General features: G+C 63.4%; 20 protein-coding genes, 1 tRNA gene and 1 other RNA gene. 10 read left to right on the forward strand and 12 right to left on the reverse strand.

The window, feature by feature from the left end:
- Positions 1 to 3 precede the first annotated feature (3 nt).
- Positions 4 to 861 carry an endonuclease/exonuclease/phosphatase family protein gene (locus QP609_RS08245; RefSeq protein ID WP_032959133.1) on the reverse strand — a complete coding sequence of 286 codons (858 nt, stop codon included), beginning with the start codon at positions 859 to 861 and terminating at the stop codon, positions 4 to 6.
- 400 nt (positions 862 to 1,261) lie between these two features.
- Here QP609_RS08245 and QP609_RS08250 point away from each other — a divergent pair, with 400 nt between their 5' ends.
- Positions 1,262 to 2,488 (forward strand): cytochrome P450, encoded by a 1,227-nt coding sequence (locus QP609_RS08250; protein WP_289213929.1) that lies wholly within the window; start codon positions 1,262 to 1,264, stop codon positions 2,486 to 2,488.
- A gap of 20 nt (positions 2,489 to 2,508) precedes the next feature.
- On the opposite strand, the gene QP609_RS08255 is transcribed toward QP609_RS08250, so the two are convergent.
- Entirely contained in the window at positions 2,509 to 3,213 is a 705-nt protein-coding gene (locus QP609_RS08255) for a PA1136 family autoinducer-binding transcriptional regulator (RefSeq protein WP_197621191.1), read from the reverse strand.
- A gap of 4 nt (positions 3,214 to 3,217) precedes the next feature.
- Complete coding sequence (gene hchA, locus QP609_RS08260; protein WP_197621190.1) at positions 3,218 to 4,090, reverse strand: glyoxalase III HchA; 873 nt, start codon at positions 4,088 to 4,090, stop codon at positions 3,218 to 3,220.
- Positions 4,091 to 4,469: 379 nt separating this feature from the next.
- Between hchA and QP609_RS08265 the strand changes: the two genes are divergently transcribed.
- Positions 4,470 to 5,693, forward strand: a complete 1,224-nt coding sequence (locus tag QP609_RS08265) for a cytochrome P450 (RefSeq protein WP_289213930.1) — start codon at positions 4,470 to 4,472, stop codon at positions 5,691 to 5,693.
- Between the two features lie 18 nt (positions 5,694 to 5,711).
- Here the strand turns inward: QP609_RS08265 and QP609_RS08270 are convergent, their stop codons facing one another.
- Positions 5,712 to 7,733: an alpha/beta fold hydrolase gene (locus QP609_RS08270; protein ID WP_046430027.1), complete on the reverse strand. Its 2,022-nt coding sequence runs from the start codon at positions 7,731 to 7,733 to the stop codon at positions 5,712 to 5,714.
- Between the two features lie 146 nt (positions 7,734 to 7,879).
- Here QP609_RS08270 and QP609_RS08275 point away from each other — a divergent pair, with 146 nt between their 5' ends.
- Positions 7,880 to 8,341, forward strand: a complete 462-nt coding sequence (locus QP609_RS08275; protein WP_197621197.1) for an isoprenylcysteine carboxylmethyltransferase family protein — start codon at positions 7,880 to 7,882, stop codon at positions 8,339 to 8,341.
- Between the two features lie 14 nt (positions 8,342 to 8,355).
- Here QP609_RS08275 and QP609_RS08280 read toward each other — a convergent pair whose 3' ends face one another.
- The gene (locus QP609_RS08280; RefSeq protein ID WP_197621189.1) at positions 8,356 to 8,838 is read right to left on the reverse strand and encodes a hypothetical protein; all 483 of its coding nucleotides are present in this window, start codon (positions 8,836 to 8,838) and stop codon (positions 8,356 to 8,358) included.
- A gap of 27 nt (positions 8,839 to 8,865) precedes the next feature.
- The gene (locus QP609_RS08285; RefSeq protein ID WP_075076051.1) at positions 8,866 to 9,312 is read right to left on the reverse strand and encodes a lipoprotein; all 447 of its coding nucleotides are present in this window, start codon (positions 9,310 to 9,312) and stop codon (positions 8,866 to 8,868) included.
- Between the two features lie 203 nt (positions 9,313 to 9,515).
- Here QP609_RS08285 and QP609_RS08290 point away from each other — a divergent pair, with 203 nt between their 5' ends.
- The gene (locus tag QP609_RS08290) at positions 9,516 to 9,932 is read left to right on the forward strand and encodes a hypothetical protein (protein WP_197621188.1); all 417 of its coding nucleotides are present in this window, start codon (positions 9,516 to 9,518) and stop codon (positions 9,930 to 9,932) included.
- Between the two features lie 175 nt (positions 9,933 to 10,107).
- On the opposite strand, the gene ssrA is transcribed toward QP609_RS08290, so the two are convergent.
- From ssrA to QP609_RS08310, 4 genes are all read right to left on the reverse strand, one after another.
- Positions 10,108 to 10,461, reverse strand: a transfer-messenger RNA (tmRNA) gene (gene ssrA, locus QP609_RS08295).
- A 133-nt stretch (positions 10,462 to 10,594) separates the two neighbouring features.
- Positions 10,595 to 11,794, reverse strand: coding sequence for a site-specific integrase (locus QP609_RS08300; protein ID WP_289213931.1), 1,200 nt, complete (start codon positions 11,792 to 11,794; stop codon positions 10,595 to 10,597).
- Positions 11,737 to 12,015: an excisionase gene (locus QP609_RS08305; protein WP_197621187.1), complete on the reverse strand. Its 279-nt coding sequence runs from the start codon at positions 12,013 to 12,015 to the stop codon at positions 11,737 to 11,739. Before QP609_RS08305 ends, QP609_RS08300 begins: the two co-directional genes overlap by 58 nt.
- Entirely contained in the window at positions 12,008 to 12,238 is a 231-nt protein-coding gene (locus QP609_RS08310; protein ID WP_075076169.1) for a winged helix-turn-helix domain-containing protein, read from the reverse strand. The genes QP609_RS08305 and QP609_RS08310 overlap by 8 nt, the downstream gene beginning before the upstream one ends.
- Positions 12,239 to 12,356: 118 nt before the next feature.
- Between QP609_RS08310 and QP609_RS08315 the strand changes: the two genes are divergently transcribed.
- Positions 12,357 to 12,809 (forward strand): hypothetical protein, encoded by a 453-nt coding sequence (locus QP609_RS08315; protein ID WP_289213932.1) that lies wholly within the window; start codon positions 12,357 to 12,359, stop codon positions 12,807 to 12,809.
- A gap of 138 nt (positions 12,810 to 12,947) precedes the next feature.
- Here the strand turns inward: QP609_RS08315 and QP609_RS08320 are convergent, their stop codons facing one another.
- Positions 12,948 to 13,460, reverse strand: coding sequence for a hypothetical protein (locus QP609_RS08320; RefSeq protein WP_197621186.1), 513 nt, complete (start codon positions 13,458 to 13,460; stop codon positions 12,948 to 12,950).
- A gap of 96 nt (positions 13,461 to 13,556) precedes the next feature.
- Between QP609_RS08320 and QP609_RS08325 the strand changes: the two genes are divergently transcribed.
- From QP609_RS08325 to QP609_RS08345, 5 genes are all read left to right on the forward strand, one after another.
- Positions 13,557 to 13,889: a hypothetical protein gene (locus QP609_RS08325; protein WP_289213933.1), complete on the forward strand. Its 333-nt coding sequence runs from the start codon at positions 13,557 to 13,559 to the stop codon at positions 13,887 to 13,889.
- A 212-nt stretch (positions 13,890 to 14,101) separates the two neighbouring features.
- Positions 14,102 to 14,662: a hypothetical protein gene (locus QP609_RS08330; RefSeq protein WP_289213934.1), complete on the forward strand. Its 561-nt coding sequence runs from the start codon at positions 14,102 to 14,104 to the stop codon at positions 14,660 to 14,662.
- A gap of 179 nt (positions 14,663 to 14,841) precedes the next feature.
- A tRNA-Met gene (locus QP609_RS08335) sits at positions 14,842 to 14,918 on the forward strand.
- Between the two features lie 132 nt (positions 14,919 to 15,050).
- A complete protein-coding gene (locus tag QP609_RS08340) occupies positions 15,051 to 15,305 on the forward strand; it encodes a hypothetical protein (protein ID WP_289213935.1) in 255 nt (84 codons plus the stop codon).
- Positions 15,265 to 15,651: a hypothetical protein gene (locus QP609_RS08345; RefSeq protein WP_230374560.1), complete on the forward strand. Its 387-nt coding sequence runs from the start codon at positions 15,265 to 15,267 to the stop codon at positions 15,649 to 15,651. Before QP609_RS08340 ends, QP609_RS08345 begins: the two co-directional genes overlap by 41 nt.
- 146 nt (positions 15,652 to 15,797) lie before the next feature.
- Here QP609_RS08345 and QP609_RS08350 read toward each other — a convergent pair whose 3' ends face one another.
- On the reverse strand, positions 15,798 to 17,339 hold the full coding sequence (locus QP609_RS08350; RefSeq protein ID WP_289213936.1) for an N-acetylmuramoyl-L-alanine amidase: 1,542 nt from the start codon (positions 17,337 to 17,339) through the stop codon (positions 15,798 to 15,800).
- Positions 17,340 to 17,623: the final 284 nt, after the last annotated feature.

A 17,623-nucleotide genomic window follows, 5' to 3' on the forward strand; every position in this document is an offset into this window, starting at 1 on the left:
TGCTCAGTGCCTGGGCCAGTCCAGTTCGACCACCAGCGGGAAATGATCCGATGGCAGCACGCCACCGATGCGGCGGTCATCGGTCAGAAAGCTGCGCGCATGGAAGCCGCGCACCAGGACCCAGTCCAGCTGCACGGTGGCCTTGCCGGTAAAATCGTGGAAGGTCAGCCGCGGGCCCTGCGGAGCCTTCACCTGGGTACGGGTGTCCTGCAGCACGCGGGTGAATGCCTTGTAGGTGTCGCCGCCGGGTTCGCTGTTGAAGTCGCCGGTCAGCACGACGGGCAGATCGGCCGGCAGGTTGGCCACGCGCTTGCCGATCAGTTCGGCACCCTTGACCCGCCGCGGCTCGTCTTCGTCGCGGTAGGGCAGGTGGGTGTTCATGAAGTAGAAGCGGCGGCCGTCGTCGATGCGGCGGAACAGCGCCCAGGTGACCATGCGTGGGTACAGGTTGCCCCAAGTGATGCTGCCGGGCACATCGGGCGTATCGGACAACCAGAAGTTGCCTGATTCCTCGATCGCCAGCACCTTGCTGTCGTAGAACACGCCCATGTGCTCGTCGCCGCTGCCGCCGCGGCGGCCCTCGCCGAACCAACGGTAGCCGGGGAGGTGTCCTGCCAGGTACTCGGCCTGCTCCTGCACCAGTTCCTGGGTGCCGATCACCGCCGGGTGCGCATCGAGGATGACCTTCACCATCGCGTCGCGACGGTCGGGCCAGCGCTTGCCCGGCTCGGTATCGGCCGGGGTGCGCACATTGAACGACATCACCTTCAACGGCGCGGGGGCTGCGGCCCAGGCGCTGGTCGCAGGCAGGGCAAGCGCCAGCAGCGCAGACAGTACAGGGCGACGGAAACGCGACAACATCGTGGAATCCCTCCATTCCATGAAAACGGTTTCATGGAGCATCGCACGGATTGCCTGTTCATGGCTGTGCGCGCGCTGGCGGTATCCACCGGTCGCCGCGGCGTATTCAGCAGGGCCTTGACAGCGCATTGACCCGCCCGCGCGGGCCTGCGTGCTAGAACGGCGCTGCCGGCCACTGAACCCGGCACCGCAGCAACCATCCACGGAACCACAAGGAGCTGTGCCATGACACGATTGATTCGCGCCCTGCAGGTGTCGCTGAACCTGCGTTCGGACAATTCCACGCAGTGCATCCGTTCCAAGTATCGCTACTGGAATATCTTCTGACCGGAAGGACTCCACGTATTCGATGACATCGCCAGGGAAGGTCGATGATCTTCCCTGGCATTGGAGGCGGGGCATGGATGAGCGTGCAGCGGATGCGGAAGTGGTTTCCATCGACGACCTGCTCGAACGCGTGCGTCGCGAAGGGCCGGTACTGCGCTTCAACAATGATGTCGTCGGCATCTTTGATCCGGCCCTGGCGGTCAGGATCGACAAGGCCAACACCGACCGGCACACCGTACCGGATTCACTGATTGATTTTCTTGGGCTGCGCAGTGGCAGGGACCCCGTTGCGTGGCGCGAGGTGCGGGCGTTGCTGAGCGAGCAGGCCGGGCGGCTGGCCAGTCCCGGCCACATGCGCGACCTCTACACGCGCATGCACGGCTTCCTTGCCCAGCGCGCGGACAGGCCGCATGACCTCAGCGAACTGAGCTGGTGGACGATCTCGCAGTCGCTGTTGCCGATGCTGATCGACGGCCTCAGTCGATCCGACGTCGATGCGCTCATCGGTGAGCAGAAGACCCGATACAACGCCATCGTGCTGCAGAACTTCTCGTTCTGGCGGCGGATCATCGACTTCCATCTTTCCCGCCGCGCGGCGCGCACGGTGTCGCGGCACATCCGGCGTCGTGCGCGCCAGACCGTGCCGCGCGAGGACTTCCTGCAATCCCTGCTGCCGCTGGTGCAGCGGGTCGGGGTGGATCGCGTGGCCTATCTGGTGTCGATGGTGCTGGCCGGCATGTCGGGCCTGCCGGGCATCACGGCGGCCAGCCTGCTGTACGCGATGTACCGATTTCCGCACTGGCAGGCGCGTATCCGCGAGGAAACCTCGGCGCTGAGCCTGGAGCAGTTGTATGCGCTGCCGATCAAGTCGCTGCCGTGCACGTCGCGTTTCGTCAAGGAAACCCTGCGGCTGTGGCCGGGACTGTTCGCCCTGCATCGTCCGGCCTCGCACGATATCGATATCGAGGGCGTGTGCATCCGCAAGGGCGGGGCATACGAGTTGTCGTCCTACTTCCAGCATCATTCGCCGGAGTACTGGCAGAACCCGGACAGCTTCGATCCTGATCGCTGGTTGCCGGAGCGACGCCAGGCCAACAAGGGCGCCTACGTGCCCTTCGGATTTTCCTCGCGGGCCTGCATCGGCAGTGCGGTCGGCCACGCGCAGCTGCTGCTGTTCTGCGCATTGGTGACCCGCGATTTCGAGTTGACGGTACAGGATGAGCCCACGCCGTGGATGCAGCTGGAAGGCTTTGCCATTCCGGTCGATTTCATCGGTACGCTGACGCCGCGGCACGCCTGACAGCATCTGTACTGCCTGGCTCAGTCTTCAATCTCGCCACGGCGGCCTGCCGCGCGCACCGCCTGCGCGGTGGTGGCCACGCCGAGCCGTTGTCGCGCTCGCCGCAGGTGGTTCTCCACCGTGCGGGGAGACAGCCCCAGCGTGGCCGCGATCTCCGCCTGGCGCCGTCCAGCGGCGACCCAGCGCAGCACCTCGCGTTCGCGTGCGCTCAACGCGCCTGCGCGAACATCCGCGGGCGCCTCGGCGAGCTGGCGGGCCGCACGGAAGGCTGACGTTCCGACCATTTCCAGCAGCAGGCGCGCGCTGGCGGATGCATCAATCGAGGTGCCGGCGAAACTGACCGCACCCTCCAGGCCGGTCGGGCCGAACACCGGAACCTGTAATCCATGCAGGCCATCGCCGCGCGGCTGCTTCACCACCTGATAGCGTTCGCCGCGCACGCCCTGGCGCTTGCTCCAGAAGAACGGCGCATTGCTGTCCAGTACATGGCGGTTGACCGGGCAGGCATGCAGGTAGCGGGCAAGTCCGGTATCGCTGCCGTCGCCGAACCAGTCACCCTCGATCCAGTACACGCGCTGCGCGTCGCGTTCCAGCCCGGTCCCGGTGGCAAACACCAGCAGTCGATCGTAGCCCAGGGGTGAGGCGGCGGCGCGCAGCACGCCGCCCACCGCGGGCAGTGACCGCGCCTGTTCCAGTTCCAGCAGCGCGGGCACCAGCGCAGGCATTAGCTCAGCGCCCCGCCAGTGCATCGAGCAGCGTACGCGCGGCCAGCTTGCCCAACGCGTTGCCGGCCAGCGGACTGTCGCCGGTCAGCAGCAGGCGATCCTGCAGCACGCTGCCATCGATGCCCTCATTGACGATCTGCACGCCCTGCTGGGCCAGTCGTTCACCGAAGAACCAACGCAGCTGCCCCGGCATGTAGCCGATCTCCGGTGTCTGCCGGTCCATTGCGTCGGGGAAGGCGCAGATGCGGTAACCACGGAACAGCGAGCTACCGTCGGCTTCGTCGACGCCCGCCGCCAGCAGCGCCGCCGGGCCATGGCAGAGCGTGATGATGTGGCGCTGCCCGGCCATGGCCCACTGCAGCGTGGCCTTCACCGCCGCGCTCCCGGGCAGGCCGATCAGTGCGCCGTGGCCACCGGGAATGAAGATGGCGGCATAGTCCGAATCGGCTCCCAGGCCGGCCACCACCTCATCCAGCTGCAACGGCTGGCGGAAGCGCGCCTCATAGCGTTCGTACAGGGCGCCGATCTCGCGGTCCTCGCGCGGGAAGGCCCACCATTCGAACTTGACGGCGTTGCCGGACAGCGTCGCCACGTCGATGTCGAAGCCAGCCTTGTCCAGGTGGTACATCGGCAGCAGGGTTTCCACCGGGTGGTTGCCGGTGGAGAACAGGTGGCCATTGGCGGTCGGCAGATAACGCTCGTCGGCGGCGATCATCAGCACCTTCCAGCGGCCGTCGCGGCGCGCATCCGGATAGTCGGCCCCGGACAGGTCGCTCTGGGGCGAGGTGAACTGCGACAGCGAGTACGGCGACGGGAAGAAGGCATCGCGCTCGGCCGGATCGGGGCTGGGCTGGCGGCTGGGCTCTTGCGTGTTCATGCGGACCTCCGTTGGGGGAAAGTGAGCCCAGCATAGGAGGCCGCGTGCGCAGGCGCGATGAGGGATTCCCCTCAATGGACCACCACCCGGATGCTGCATCGCGCCACCGGCCCGGTTGGACAGCGGGATTATGTCGTGTTATCTAGCCGGTGCCGGGATAATCCCGGCATAACCACACAGCAAGCAAAGGAATGAAAATGAAAAGATTCGCCCGAGCATTGCGCGTCACTCTGAATATCCATCCGAACGAGAAGAGCAGTGTGTGGAATACCTGGCCGCTCTGGGTCGAGTTCTGATCCTGCGGGGCAACCCCGCGATTGAGCGGTAGCAAGACGAAGGGACTCGTCTTTCGAGTCCCTTCCTGCCGGAGACGCACTGCATGCAAGGGATGTCGAATGAAGGCAGCGCCATTGCTGCCGAGCGCCTGGCTGCGCGGGTGGAGCGCGAAGGACCGGTGCTGAAACTGGAAACCGGCGGTATCGGGGTGTTCTGCCCAGAGCTGGCCGGCAAGGTCGACAAGGAGAATTCCGAGCACCTGTTCGTGGTCGAGTCGCTGGCCGACCTGTTCCGCCGGCACGAACGCGTGCGCTGGACCGAAGTGCGCAGCCTGATCGCGACCCGCAGTGCTGAGCTTACCGGAGCGCAGACCCTGGAGGCGCTGCAGTCGCGCATGCGGCAGGCGTTGGACGCACTGTGCGGGCGCGAGCTGGATGCCACGCCAGCCGTGTGGAAGGTGATGGCGCATCCGCTGGTGCCACTGGTGATCGACGGGCTCGACGCGCGCGGTACCGAGGCCATCGAACGCGCCCTGCATCTGCGCTACACCACCCAGGTCGAGCAGGTCATCCATCGGCGTCATCTGCTGCGCAACTTCCTCATCGGTCGTGGCGAATCGCGGGCGATCGCCGCCGAACTCAGGCGCCGGGTCCGCAGCGGACGTTCGCCGCTGGACTACGCGCAGTCATTGTTGACCCTTCGCGAGCGCATCGGCCTGGACAAGGTCACCTACCTGGTCACCGTGCAACTGATCGCCATTTCCGGGGTGCCCGGCATGATGGCCGCCTGCCTGCTGCTGGCGATGCAGATGCATCCACACTGGCGCCAGCGCATCGAGGAGGAATTCGCGCCGTTCTCGGATGCGGAGATCCATGCGCTGCCGATGGCCAGGATTCCCTGCACGATGCGCTTCCTGAAGGAAGTGATGCGGCTGTATTCCACGCCCTTCAACAACCGTCGGGTGGCCGCCTGCGATCTGCAGGTGGAAGGGCAGGCCATCGCCGAGGGCACGGTGTTCGAGCTGAGCTCGTTCATCCAGCATCGCTCGGCGAAATACTGGGATGACCCGCTGCAGTTCGATCCCGATCGCTGGCTGCCCGAGCGGCGCAAGCGCACCGCCGGCATCTATGTGCCTTATGGCTTCCCCACGCGCTCGTGCGTGGGATCGGCGGTGGGCAACGCGCAACTGGTACTGCTGTGTGCGCTGCTGGCGCGCGAATTCCGTTTCACCCCCAGCGCCGACTACCGGCCCGAGGTGCGCATGGAAGGCTTCGCGATTCCCGCGGCGCTGCACGGCACGTTCTCGCGCCATAAGGCCGGTGCCTGATCTGCAGGGGCGGGCGGCTTACTTTGCCGTACGCCCGTGTTCCTGCATGTCCTCATGCAGGATCCGCCGCAGCTCGACGATGGCCGGCGTGGCTTCCTGCACGCTGTGACCGGACACGATCACCTTCTCCGAAACGGCGTGTGGCAGGTGCGAGCTCCAGTAGGGCACCAGCCCGTCATCGGTTTTTTCCAGTGGGCCATCTGCCTTGGCGCGGGCGATGATCGAGTGGTAGTGCACCTTCGGTGACATCGGCAGGTCGGCCACGGCGCGGACGAACGGGTCGTCCTTGTCCAGGTTCTGGATGCTGTTCATCTGGTAGCCGTGCTTGCCATCGTTGCGATCGATCTGGCCGTCGTTGGCCAGCGTCGCCACGTCCTCCAGCACGGTCAGCGGCAGCCGTACCAGGCGGCCGATCCAGCGGCCGAGGCGGGTACCGGCCACGTCGGTGCCGCGATGCGGTGTGGCGATGAAAACCACCCGCGATACTTCCGGTTCCGGCAGGAAGGTCAGTACCGGCGCGCCCTTGGTGCGCAGCAGCTCGCGCTGGGCGGGCGTCATCTGCGCGGTGGCCAGCAGGGTGTCGACCAGGTGGTCGCCGGAGGAAGAGACCATCAACCGCGCGATCACCCCGCCCATGCTGTGCCCGACCAGCACCATGTCATGCGAGGCCTGCGCCTTGCCGCTGGGGTCGAAGTGCTTGAGCACTTCGGCCAGCGTGTGGCGCATCGCATCGTGGCTCATCGCGATGGGCATGTTGGTCGGGTAGTAGAACTGCCAGACCTGGAAATCCTGGCGGATCTCGTCGTCGCGCATCAGTTCGTTGGCCACGTTCACCCAGGCCTCGGGACTGCTGGCCAGGCCATGGATCATCAACAGCACGCGGCGGTTCGGGTCGTAGGGCTGCATCATGTACAGATGCGGCGCGTCGATGCCGCCCTTGCCACCAAACAGCGAGCGCAGCGACTGCTGGCTGAAGTTGGAGCGCGCCAGCCACAGTGCGTAGCCCGCAGTGAAGTTGGCCGCCAACGGCACCTGCTGGCCGTGCAGGGTTACTTCCGAGACCTGGTAGGGATCGTGGATCTCCAGTTCCGGCTCGTCGTCGTGCAGCACTTCCCACAGGTTCTTTCCCGAGAAGCGCAGCAGCACCGTCATCGAAGGCGAGGGCATCTCGCTCCAGCTCTGCGCGGCCGGGGTGCTTGCCTGCGCGGCGGGCGTCGCTGCCGAAGGCGGGGTGGCCGTGCTGCCAGCCGGATCGTCCATCACCGCCACCAGCTCGGCACCGAAGCCATCGCGGCGATGCACGCTGCGCAGCGTGCCGGTGAACGACAGCGAGGCCGCCGGTACCAGCTCGGTGGGGGTACGTGTATCCAGCGGCGATGCTTCGCCCGAAGGGGCCAGCACGAAGGTCCAGCGGCCGAGCTGGAAATGGCTGGCCTGGCTGTGCACGCGCCCGGTGGCGTACGCGTTGTACAGCTGCACCGAGGCTTCCTGCACAGCCAGGTTGTAGTAGTCGCGCACCTGGGTCTGGCGGTCCTCGAAACCACGCTGGTTGGCGGTGCGCTCGGTGAAGAACAGATAGGCATAGGCCTGGCGCGCGACCTGCATCCACGCATCGAGGCGCGGCTGGAAGTCGGCATCCAGTTCGGTGATTGCGGTCTTGGCGCGGCCGGATGCCGAGTACTCACGCTTCGGCGCCGGCAGGGTCATCGCATGCTGCAGCCACAACTCGGCCAGGCTGGAGCGCTTGTCTTCCTCGCGCACCACGATGCTGCTTTCCATGGCCTCGATGCAGGGCAGGCCGGGCTTGGCACAGACGCCCTCATCGAGCCCGGCCACGCGCAGGGTCTCGGTGGTCGCCGCGCTGAGCTTGCCGGAGGTGAGGATGTCACCGCGCTTGAGCGCGATGTACTGGCCGGGCGTGACCGAGGCGACCTGCACCGACGGCCCGAACTGGCGCAGCGTCGCGCAGCCCCCCAGGGTGAGCAGCACGGTGATGATGAGGGTCGTGCGGCCGATGAAGCCCATGCCCGTGGTAGCCATACGATGCTCCTGCGCGGTGGCGCCACTCTAGCGGCCGGCCTGTCAAAGCGGAATAGACCGAACGGTCGGTTTGGGCCTGGCCGCCGTAGGCGATTCAGCCATTCCCGTGTGACACTGCGGCGAATGGAAGGGACACGGTGATCGCGATGGCCTGGCTGGAAACCCGCATTCCCCCGCCCGTGGTGATGCTGCTGTTCGCCGCTGCGGGCTTTGCAGCACGCTGGCTGTGGCCGGGTTTCCACCTTCGGGTGCCGGTGCCGGTTCTGTTCGCAGGCGTGACGGTGACGCTGGGTGTCGTGCTCAATCTGCTGCCCAAGCTGTCTTTCCAGCGCGCCGGTACCACCGTCAATCCTCTGCGACCTTCGGCGTCGAGCGCGCTGGTTACCAGCGGAATCTACCGCCGCACGCGCAATCCGATGTATCTGGGCCAGGCGTTGGTCCTGCTTGGCGCCATGGTGTACCTGCAGAACCTGATCGCGCTGCTGGTGGTGCCGCTGTTCCTGGTGTACATCACCCGGCTGCAGATCCTGCCGGAGGAGCGGGCACTGATGGCCCGCTTTCCCGAGGCGTACGCGCAATACCGTCATCGCGTGCCGCGCTGGCTGTAGCGTCGGCTACGCCATCAGCGGCTGATCTGGCACTTCACCGCAGCCGAATAGCCCTCGTAGTCGTCGCCCGCGATCACGTGCAGGGTGTGGCGCTTGTCGATGCGCTTCACGTACGACGGCTCTTCGGTGTTGGCATGCTCGTTGACCTCGGTCACCGACCAGGCCTTGGCCAGGCGCTTGGAATCGACGCCGTTCAAGTACACGAAGAGGCTCTTCTCGCCTTCGGCCACGTTTACATCGGCACTGGTGACCGTGCCGCCAAACAGCGCGACCGGCTTGTCCTCCGGCTCGAAGGTGCCGCCCGGTTTCTTGGCCAGGCCGGCGGCCTGCAGCGCATCGATGGCGTCGGCCGCACTGAAGTTCGAGCCGGTCTTGCAGGCCAGCAGCGCTTCCAGCGTGGCGGTGCCGGGGGGCGCGATGGCCGGCGCCGCAGCGTGCGTGGCTGAGGCTGCGGCGAGGGTGGTGAGGAGCAGGGAAACCGTTAGGGCAGCTTTCATGGCAGATCCTTCTGATGGGAGCAGGAATCAGAACGCCGGTTCGATTACCGGGAACTCTTCAGCGGAGGAGTAGAGGCGATACGCCTGCGTGGCACCGGCACGGACGTTGATTTCGGTCGAGCGCCGACGGGAGTTGTTGGTCTTCTCCGATTGCAGCACGCCGCACAGGCCCCGCCCCTGGACAGGCGTGGCGGTCAGTACGTGGCGCCCCTCGGCCAGGACAAGGGACAGGCGCTCGGCGGGGTCGAGATGTGCGGCCATCTTGCCGTCGACCATGACGCCCATGTAGCAGCCGCTGCCTACGAATCCGACATCGCGGGTGACCGTGATGGTGCCCGTGGGTTCACCCTGGGCATCGATCGGGAAAATGCGCGCGGCCGGAGCGTCCTTGATCTGCTCGGGCGACGCCTGCTTGGTCGGCATGCAGCCGGACAATGCGGCAATCAGCAGGGCAGGGACGAGCAGCTTCTTCATCACAGTTCTTCCTTGGCGGAGATCGGGGTCTCGATGGCCGGAATGATGCAATGAAAAGGGCCTGGAGTTACAGCCTTCCAGGCGTGCAGGGACGAAGATGGCCGGAACCCCGGTCGTAACGGGATCCGGCTTCTTGCCTCGGACGGGCAGATTTTCCTTGAACTTGTCGGCCGGGTAGACTCGCAGGCCTACAGGGAGGACGCATGAAGAAGATTTCGGCTCTGGGGTTCTTGGTCCTACTCGCCACCGGATGTTCCTCAACGGCAGTAGCCCCGGGGACAGCGAAGGCTGTGTCAGCCGGTCGGTTGTACGACGCCAGTTACCTTGAAAGCAGTCCCGATCGCTCTGCCACAATCAACGTGACTCGTGATAAAGGATTTGCGGGCGGTGGCTGCTCGTTCGGCATCCTGATAGACAACCAGAAGGTCGTTGCGTTGAAGCCAGGCGAATCGGTCAGCATGCACGTGGTGCCTGGAACTTACTTCCTGAAGCTTGAAGCCGGTGGCGGTCTTTGCCAGAACGTCTCAACGTTCCAGAACTTGACGGTCGCTGCTGGCGATGTCTTGGCCTATCGCATCGCCTGGCCTGCCGGTGGACGGCCAACGATGGAGCGGCAATAGGCTGCCTCTCCTCTAAGATTTGCAGTACTTCTAAGCGACGCATTCCAGGCGCTGGATGTGCCCCGAGGTCGTACGGCCTGCAATGGGAACCTGGGCAACATTGGACAAAAAAAAGCCGGAGACCCTTGATTTCCTCGGGTTCCGGCTTCGTTTTGGTCCCGACTGGACCGGCAAATGGTGGAGGTGGGCGGAATTGAACCGCCGTCCGAAGGCACTCCATCCCCAGCACTACATGCTTAGCTCACCGTTGGATCTCGTCCCCGAACAGCACGGTGCGCAAAGCGCATCCGGGAACCAGCCTGTTGTGTTCTAGTGCCGGACTGACAGGCAGCCATCCAGCGCGATTCCATGATAGTGACTCTACACCGCGAGCATGGACACAAGCGGTTTCGAGGCTTAGGCCTTAAGCGGCCAGAGCGTAGTTGTCGTCGTTGGCAACTAGAGTTTTGCAGCTGGATTTACGAGGAAAGCTACCCCCTCGGCATGCGCCAGGCGACTTCACAACCCCCGTCGAAACCAATGCACCCCCGGTTTCTTCAAGTATTGCAAGGCTTTTGGGGTCAATGCTGGCAAAAAGCTGGCACTAACCCTGCCCAACGACGCGAATGTTACGGCAATCTTCCTGAACAGTCACGCGCGGCCAGGGTTGGCGCCATAACCGTTCAGTCCCCGCTGCCGTCCAGCAGCAGGCTGCGGGGCAGGGCGGCGGCGAGGGGGTTCCAGACCGCGGCGGCCTTGGCGCCGGCATCGGGGACCATCGAGGGGATCCACCGGCCGTATTTCTTGGCGGTGATTGTCCAGTCGCGGTGGCCCATCTGCCTCGCCACCCACATGACGTTCTCGCCGGCGCTGAGCGCCTGGGAGGCGAAGGTGTGGCGCATCTGACACGGGTACCGGTACCGGACCCCGGCCTTGCGCAGCGCGCGCTGCCATTCGCCTGCGCGGATGCTCTGATCCGACCCCCACCGCGCATTCGTCCTGGGATCGTGGAAGACGAACTCGCCGGCAGTGGCGGTATGGGTACGCTGGGCCTTCAGGGCATCGATCGCCGGCTGCAGCAGCTGCACCTCGCGCACGCCGGACTCGGTCTTGGGGGCCTTCATCTTGCCCATGACCCATGCGCGCCGGATCTTGACCGTGCCCTTGCGCCAGTCGATGTCCGACCAGCAGAGACCGATCATTTCCGAGGTGCGCAGGCCCGTGGCGAAGTTGAACTGGCAGTAGTTGCGGACCTGGTCCTCGCGGCAGGCGGCCAGGATCGCCTGGACTTCCTCCGGCGTGAAGGGGTCGACCTCTTCACGAGCGTTGACCTTGGCACGCCGCTTCACCCTGAAGCCATCGAAGCGATTGCTGGAGATCAAGTCGTCGGCGACTGCCTCGTCCAGGGCGCCGCGCAGAGGGCCCAGGACGTTGTTGATGCGCTTGGCCGATGCCGACTCGTCGAACGTGGCCACCAGCTCCTTCAGGGCGATACGGTCGAAGTCACGCAGCGCGATCGCGCCGCAGCGCGGCACCAGGATGTTCTCGACGATGCGGCGGTAGCCGATCAGGCTGCTGTGCTCGAGCTCGGGCTCCTTCTGCGCCAGCCACCGGGTCAGCACCTGCTCCAGGTTGTCCAGGGCTGCAGGCCGAGTGGCCACCTGGCGAGCACGTTTGCTGTTGGGGAAGTGCGTGGCGTAGTCGAACGTGCCTTTCTCGATCTCGATCTTGATCTGGCCCAGCAGGTTTTCGCAGTACCGCAGGTTCCGCGCGGTCGGGGGCAGCTTCAGTCGCTCGCGGCAGCGCTTGCCGCGGTAGTGGAACGTTATCTCGATGCTGCCTTGTGAAACTGGCCGGACGCCGCTTTGCCTTGGACTACCCACTCTTCGTACCCCTCCAAATCGATCAGGTTTCTTCCATCTGGCGCCTTGATGAACACCGCGCCTTCCAACCAATCGCCACGCTTGATCTTCGAGTTGGTGGCGTCGACCGTGTAGCCGGTCAGCGCCTCGAATTGCCTGAGCGTCACGTATCGGACCGGGCGCAGATTCGCGGGGGATGCGCCCCTCGACAATCCTCGCGCTGAGGGGGCGTGGCTACTCATGGGACACCGCCTGCAGGCTCCAGAGGACCGATGGGCGTTCGTCAGGGCCGTGGAAGGGTGCGCGCCGCACGCGGCCGCTCTTGGCCAGCTGGTGCAGGTAGCTGCTGACCCGGTTCGAAGGCAGCTGCAGTTCGGCCGCCAGCTCGCCGGCCAGGCCCGGTCCCTCCTGCAGCAGCTGCAGGATCCGGGTGGCAGTGCCGTCGGCAGTGCCTGTATCAGCCATGGTCTGCCTCAGCTTTTGCCAGGTGACGCGGGCAGCCGGTACCGCTGTAGTCGAAACCCTCACAGGGAGCGAGGGGGATGACGGGAGCTACCGCATGCCAGTGGAGGGGCGCAGTACCTTGGCGCCGCTGGGGAGCAGCGACATCGCCGGCGCGGTCGGCTACATGCGCAACCCGCTGGAGAAGCACACCGCGCTGACTGTAGCAACGCGAATGGGCCCCGCTGCGATCGCAAGGCTCTCCCTCGCTGCCTACCGGCAGGTGGCCAAGGACGTGCGCGCAATGCGACCGCGGCCGCTGGACCTCGGCAAGCCCGCCGATCGCTGGCGCCTTCGTCTGGTGATCTATGACGCGGCGCACGAGCTGGTGTGGCCGGAGCGGCGCCAGCCATTCGCCGGCTTGGCCAAGTCAGCCAAGATGCGCAAGGCCAACTACATCAAGGCCCACAAGTGCGCCAGCGCTGTGCTGCAGGAAGCGCTTCACGGTGGCCGGAAAGGGTTTCGAAAGGCGCTATGGTTCGGGCAGCCCGTGCGTGACCGTGCGGAAGAGTGCGATGCAGCGGGCCGGGCTTGATACCGGCTTCCCTATTCGCCTTGCTCCAAGGGACCATTTCCGCTGGCAGGGTGTCCATCCACACCGCCGCTGCATCGCGTCGTCACTCTACGGGTTGCCCGGAGGGGCGGCACGGCACCCGGTCTAACGGCCAGGCAATCAGTGGGTAAGAGTCAGGAATCCGGCCATCGTTTCGTCGAGCACCTTCAGTGAATTGCCGAGCCTTTTTCTCAACTCGTTCTGCCTGACAGTTGCCGCTTCGTGCGATTTTCGCACCTCTGGCTCGCTGAGCCGTCCTGGCTCAGCAATAGTGGCCTTGGCCGAAGACAGGTCCACCAGCGGGAGATAGAGCTCGTTCCAAACGAAGTCGCGCACGGTCTCGCCAAACAGCCATCGGAGTTCGGCGAGATGAGAGGCCATCTCCAGCTCAACGTTTGCCCGCCAGTCAGACGTAATTGAGCGGTAGGCCACGGATCGCACTGCCTCATAAACCGCCAAGCGCCGGTCGAATAGGTCGAGCTGCAACTTGTTCCGAGCAGTGGAAGCCTGCTGTTGTGCAGTTCGCCATTGACGGTAAGCAACGTAGCCCACAGCGACAGCTACACCGATCTGCCCAAGCGCCGTGAACAGTTTGATCTGCAGATCGGTCATACCAAGCACGGTCTCAACCATTGCGACACCCTCCCTGTATTGGCGGCGATTATTACATTTGTTAAGGTTTGTTAGGGGGCGCGCCGCTTCCCTACAATCCTTCAAATGGGGCGCTGGATGGATCCTTTGTGCGAGAACATTTTGATCGGCCTCGGGACTGGGCTGGCCACAGGGCTGTTGTCCGGCTACTACTCCGGCATGGTGATAAGCCGGACGTCTCGATTTCACTCGCTGCTTAGAGACGCGCAACGCGTGTTGAAGCAAGTTGACTTCGAGCAGCAGGATACGGGTGTCTTAGTTCGTGGCTGGGAACCCAGGCAACTTGGCGCGGTTGCCGACGATCTGGCCTCGGATCGCGAGGCGCACGCCGCGTCAGTTGTGCGGGCGCGATCCCTGGATTTGACTAAGGCGACCTTTACTGCGTTCGAGGGGAAGCTGAACGCAACGTAGTTTGAAGCCGTGCTGGCACGTGCTCGCAATGATATTTCCAAACTCCGACCTTCGAAGCGCGTTCTGATTCCGTGGGGCCAGTTATGAGCTGTTGGACATTGGCAATCGATTGGCCCGTAGTCACACAAGGATTTGGTGCGCTCGCGCAGGGAGCGGGCGCACTCGTCCTGGCTTGGGTTGGCTGGGCAGGCCTTTCGTCATGGCGGAAACAGTTGAAGGCCACGAAGAGTCAAGCGCTCGCAGAGGATGCGCTAACCCTCGTCTATGGAGTGCGGGACGTGATTAAAGACCTCCGTCGCCCGGTAGTGGCAGAGGCCGAATCGAAAATGATCACTCCCAAAGAGGGCGAATCTCCTGAAGACCACGAGCGCAGGCGGGTCTACGGAGCGATCGAGCTCCGCTATGTTCCCCACGCTGATACGACGGCTCAGCTTGAGGCGATTCGATACAGGGTGCGTGCTGCCTTGGGAGAAGAGGCAGCAGATTCAGTGGAAGCCGTGCTGCGGATACTCAAGATTGTTCGACAGAAGGCTGTAGATGCGCAGATTCATCTGAAGCGAGCAGCGCAGTCAAAGGCGAACATGCTGCTCTCAGGAAAGGCAGATGACGCAGACGCGTACGCCGCCTACACCGACCTGGCCTTCGATGCCGACACTTGGGTGTTCTCTTCACTGGAGAGCGACGACCCGGTTGAGCTTGAGCTTAGCGCTGCCGTTAGAAATACAGAGACCGCGCTTTGGGGCTTCGCGATGATGGCAGCCGATCGTTCATAAAGCTGACCTCAGTTGTTCCTCATGAGGAAGATTTCTTCCTCATGAGGAACCGCATTTGCCTCGGGAACCGAAAGTAGGTTTGAATTCCTACAGTGGGCGTTCTTATGGGCGCCTCAATTCAAAGGCCGTTGATTGACCAGGACGTGGGAGTCCGCTGGTCGATCAGCGGCCTTCTTGTTTGCGGGGTAGAGCAGTCCGGCAGCTCGCGTGGCTCATAACCACGAGGTCGGTGGTTCGAATCCACCTCCCGCTACCAAATGGCCGGTAGTCATGGCCACCACTCAAGCCAGCACATAGGCCGTCGTGAGACGCGCCGCTGGTGTCCGCGCGACCCTGCAACCGCGGTAGTGGTGGGCCATGCCGGCCTCCTTTCACTGGGGGAACTGCGGTGAGCATCAAAGAGCAGATCACAACGGACCTGGCGGTCGCAGGTTCGAAGATCGGGGCGGCAGCCAGCGCCACCGCAGCGACCTACTCGCCGGGCTACACGTTGAGCGACTGGGCGCTGACCGGCGCGATCGTGTTCACCGCCGTCCAGATGTTCACCGTCAGGTTGAAGAACTGGGGCGACTGGTCCGCTTGGTGGTCCGCGCGCATGGGCAATGCCAAGCGCCTCTGGACGTGGATCCGCCGCCCTGGCTGACATCACGCCCAACACCAAGCAGCGGATCGGGTTCGCCGCCGCACCGCTGGCGCTGATCGGCGCGTTGGTGGCCGCCCTTGCCACGAACGGCTCGGCGCACGAAGGACGCCGCTACACGCCGTACTACGACTCGGCCGGCATCCTGACTGTCTGCGCAAGCGTCACGGGCCCGGCGGTGGTGGACGGCAAGCGTTACACCGACGACGAGTGCACCCGGGTGGGGCATATCTTTCCGAAGTTGCTGGAGATGTACGACCAGCTGACCCGCGACCAGCACGCGCTGGTGCGGACCTCGATCGTGCTCGTGGCGGCGCTGCGGAGGCGGCTGGGCCTGCCGCACCTGTAAGGTCCATGGGGCCGCCACGGCAGCCCCTTCCTAGAAGCCTCTTTCAATCGAGGCATGAGTTAAAAGGCCTCCCTGACGAGGAGGCCTTGGCAAACGGTTCATGCTTTAGCGCGAACTCAGGTAACTAGCGCGAGTTCTCGGCCGCCTTACACCTGGCAGGTCACGGCTGATTCGACAGACTTTGCGAAGACACCATCAGCATCATAGAGCTTCGTCCTTACTGTATGCGTCGCGTTTGCGCCGACGTTGCCACATGTAAAGTTCCATGACAGCTTTCCATCGGCGAGTGTGACCGGAAGGCCTTTCGCGCCGTTGCAGGTGTTGCCCGGTGCGCACTTAACAATCTCCACATCTGCCTTCATTGCTCCCTGCGGATAACCCACATAGGTGAACGCCACAGGTACTTTGCCGGGGGACTTGCCTGCAGCCGGACCTACCGATGTAATGGCAAAAGGTATGCAGGCCTTCCCCTCTCTGTACATGCGATAGCCCTTTTCGATACCTCTCATCGAAATGGTACGGAACTCTGTGGTCTGAAGTAGTGCAGCGTCTTCGGCGTTGCTATGGAAGCCCACCTCAACCAACACGGTCTCCATATCCGCCTCTCGGACCTCCCCGTAGCCCACTCCATCATTGGGACCTGAGCGGATGGGGAATGTTGGGTAATCAGGGCGCTGTTTGATTTGCTCCTGCACGTAGCACTTGACGCTCTCGGCAAGCGCTACAGATTTTGGATCGTTGAGATTCGTGAAGACAGACAGCCCTCGTGCTGACGGGTTCGTGTCGCTACCATCCGTGTGGATGGAGATCATTGTTTCAGCGTTTAGGAAGTTTGCAAAATTTGGGCGAACAGCAATATCGTCATCATACTCACGGAGGTCTGCACGGTTCGGTTTTCCATTAGGGTACTGATTCCACATCCCGGTTTCATTGGGATAGAGCCTGGCCAAGTAATAGCGTGCAGCGAGCTCTGCCCATTTCAAGCCGCTGTTAGGATCAATCGCAGTGTTGCCAATGTCTCGAGTCTGACGTATTGACGTGGCATGCGTCGGGCTCCTCAATGTCAGAAGGCTCTGCAGCATCGAGGTGTAGCCCGGGGTAATAGTGTCCTCATGGACGACAGTGGAGTTCACATAGAGCGGGCGCTGATACTCCCATTTGTTACTGCCGTAGTGAAAGTATTTTCCGTGCGATGGACTGAGCACGACTAAGCCATCTACTGGGGTAGTCAGTTGTGAAGTGGCGCGTGCCCTCTGCTTGGACTTGTAGCGAGGAGGATAAATCTCATCCAGGCGCTTGCCATCGACCCTGATGACGACGGCCTTGAACTCTACGATGCCTGTAAGAAGATCCACGACATGGTTCTGAATATCCCTAATGAGTTGCCCAAGGTCCTCCCCCATTTCGCTTCGGCCCTTGGGTAGAAAGGCACCATCAAGATCCACATAAATCCACTGGCGCGACGGATCTGGGGTGATCCGAGCCAGTATATTCTTGCCTTGTCCATCGATTCGCTTCTGGGCATTGACGAACCGCTGCACATCATTCTGAATCTGTGACGTGACAAGCAGCTTATTCTGATCCGATAGCATCGGGACGGCCTCGGGATCCTGTTGCGCACCTGCTGCGTAGGTGCTGCCCAAGGTCAGTCCGACCGAAAGCGCCAAAATTCCCCACTTCCTATCCATTCTCATGCGCTACAACTCCCTATTGGAAAAGGTGATCAGGTTTCGTGCAGAACGTGTTCTTTTGTCGATGCCTCCGCTTGGGTTTGCAGCTGCATAAGGCTGCGCCCACGTTCTCAAGTGCGCTATCGGAGTCTATGCCTCTTACTCGTAGGAAAAACCCTATAGCAGTCACAGGATTAGGAATGCGGCTCGACAGAGGTGTGGTGGTCGGTGACCTGGCTGTGGTCGCATTGGCGAGAGCGAGGAGGCTGGCACTGGACTACCTGATCGGCCAGCTGCCGGGC

The sequence above is a fragment of the Stenotrophomonas sp. 8(2023) genome, assembly GCF_030345295.1.
GTDB classification, from domain to species: Bacteria; Pseudomonadota; Gammaproteobacteria; order Xanthomonadales; family Xanthomonadaceae; genus Stenotrophomonas; species Stenotrophomonas muris.

What these genes read in the sequence shown, in the direction of transcription:
- QP609_RS08245 (WP_032959133.1), bottom strand. Translation starts at nt 861, where the DNA reads ATGTTGTCGCGTTTCCGTCGCCCTGTACTGTCTGCGCTGCTGGCGCTT.
- hchA (WP_197621190.1), bottom strand. Translation starts at nt 4,090, where the DNA reads ATGAACACGCAAGAGCCCAGCCGCCAGCCCAGCCCCGATCCGGCCGAG.
- QP609_RS08285 (WP_075076051.1), bottom strand. Translation starts at nt 9,312, where the DNA reads ATGAAGAAGCTGCTCGTCCCTGCCCTGCTGATTGCCGCATTGTCCGGC.
- QP609_RS08275 (WP_197621197.1), top strand. Translation starts at nt 7,880, where the DNA reads ATGGCCTGGCTGGAAACCCGCATTCCCCCGCCCGTGGTGATGCTGCTG.
- QP609_RS08280 (WP_197621189.1), bottom strand. Translation starts at nt 8,838, where the DNA reads ATGAAAGCTGCCCTAACGGTTTCCCTGCTCCTCACCACCCTCGCCGCA.
- QP609_RS08290 (WP_197621188.1), top strand. Translation starts at nt 9,516, where the DNA reads ATGAAGAAGATTTCGGCTCTGGGGTTCTTGGTCCTACTCGCCACCGGA.
- QP609_RS08345 (WP_230374560.1), top strand. Translation starts at nt 15,265, where the DNA reads ATGCCAAGCGCCTCTGGACGTGGATCCGCCGCCCTGGCTGACATCACG.
- QP609_RS08265 (WP_289213930.1), top strand. Translation starts at nt 4,470, where the DNA reads ATGCAAGGGATGTCGAATGAAGGCAGCGCCATTGCTGCCGAGCGCCTG.
- QP609_RS08250 (WP_289213929.1), top strand. Translation starts at nt 1,262, where the DNA reads ATGGATGAGCGTGCAGCGGATGCGGAAGTGGTTTCCATCGACGACCTG.
- QP609_RS08320 (WP_197621186.1), bottom strand. Translation starts at nt 13,460, where the DNA reads ATGGTTGAGACCGTGCTTGGTATGACCGATCTGCAGATCAAACTGTTC.
- QP609_RS08270 (WP_046430027.1), bottom strand. Translation starts at nt 7,733, where the DNA reads ATGGCTACCACGGGCATGGGCTTCATCGGCCGCACGACCCTCATCATC.
- QP609_RS08305 (WP_197621187.1), bottom strand. Translation starts at nt 12,015, where the DNA reads ATGAGTAGCCACGCCCCCTCAGCGCGAGGATTGTCGAGGGGCGCATCC.
- QP609_RS08350 (WP_289213936.1), bottom strand. Translation starts at nt 17,339, where the DNA reads ATGGATAGGAAGTGGGGAATTTTGGCGCTTTCGGTCGGACTGACCTTG.
- QP609_RS08325 (WP_289213933.1), top strand. Translation starts at nt 13,557, where the DNA reads ATGGATCCTTTGTGCGAGAACATTTTGATCGGCCTCGGGACTGGGCTG.
- QP609_RS08310 (WP_075076169.1), bottom strand. Translation starts at nt 12,238, where the DNA reads ATGGCTGATACAGGCACTGCCGACGGCACTGCCACCCGGATCCTGCAG.
- QP609_RS08255 (WP_197621191.1), bottom strand. Translation starts at nt 3,213, where the DNA reads ATGCCTGCGCTGGTGCCCGCGCTGCTGGAACTGGAACAGGCGCGGTCA.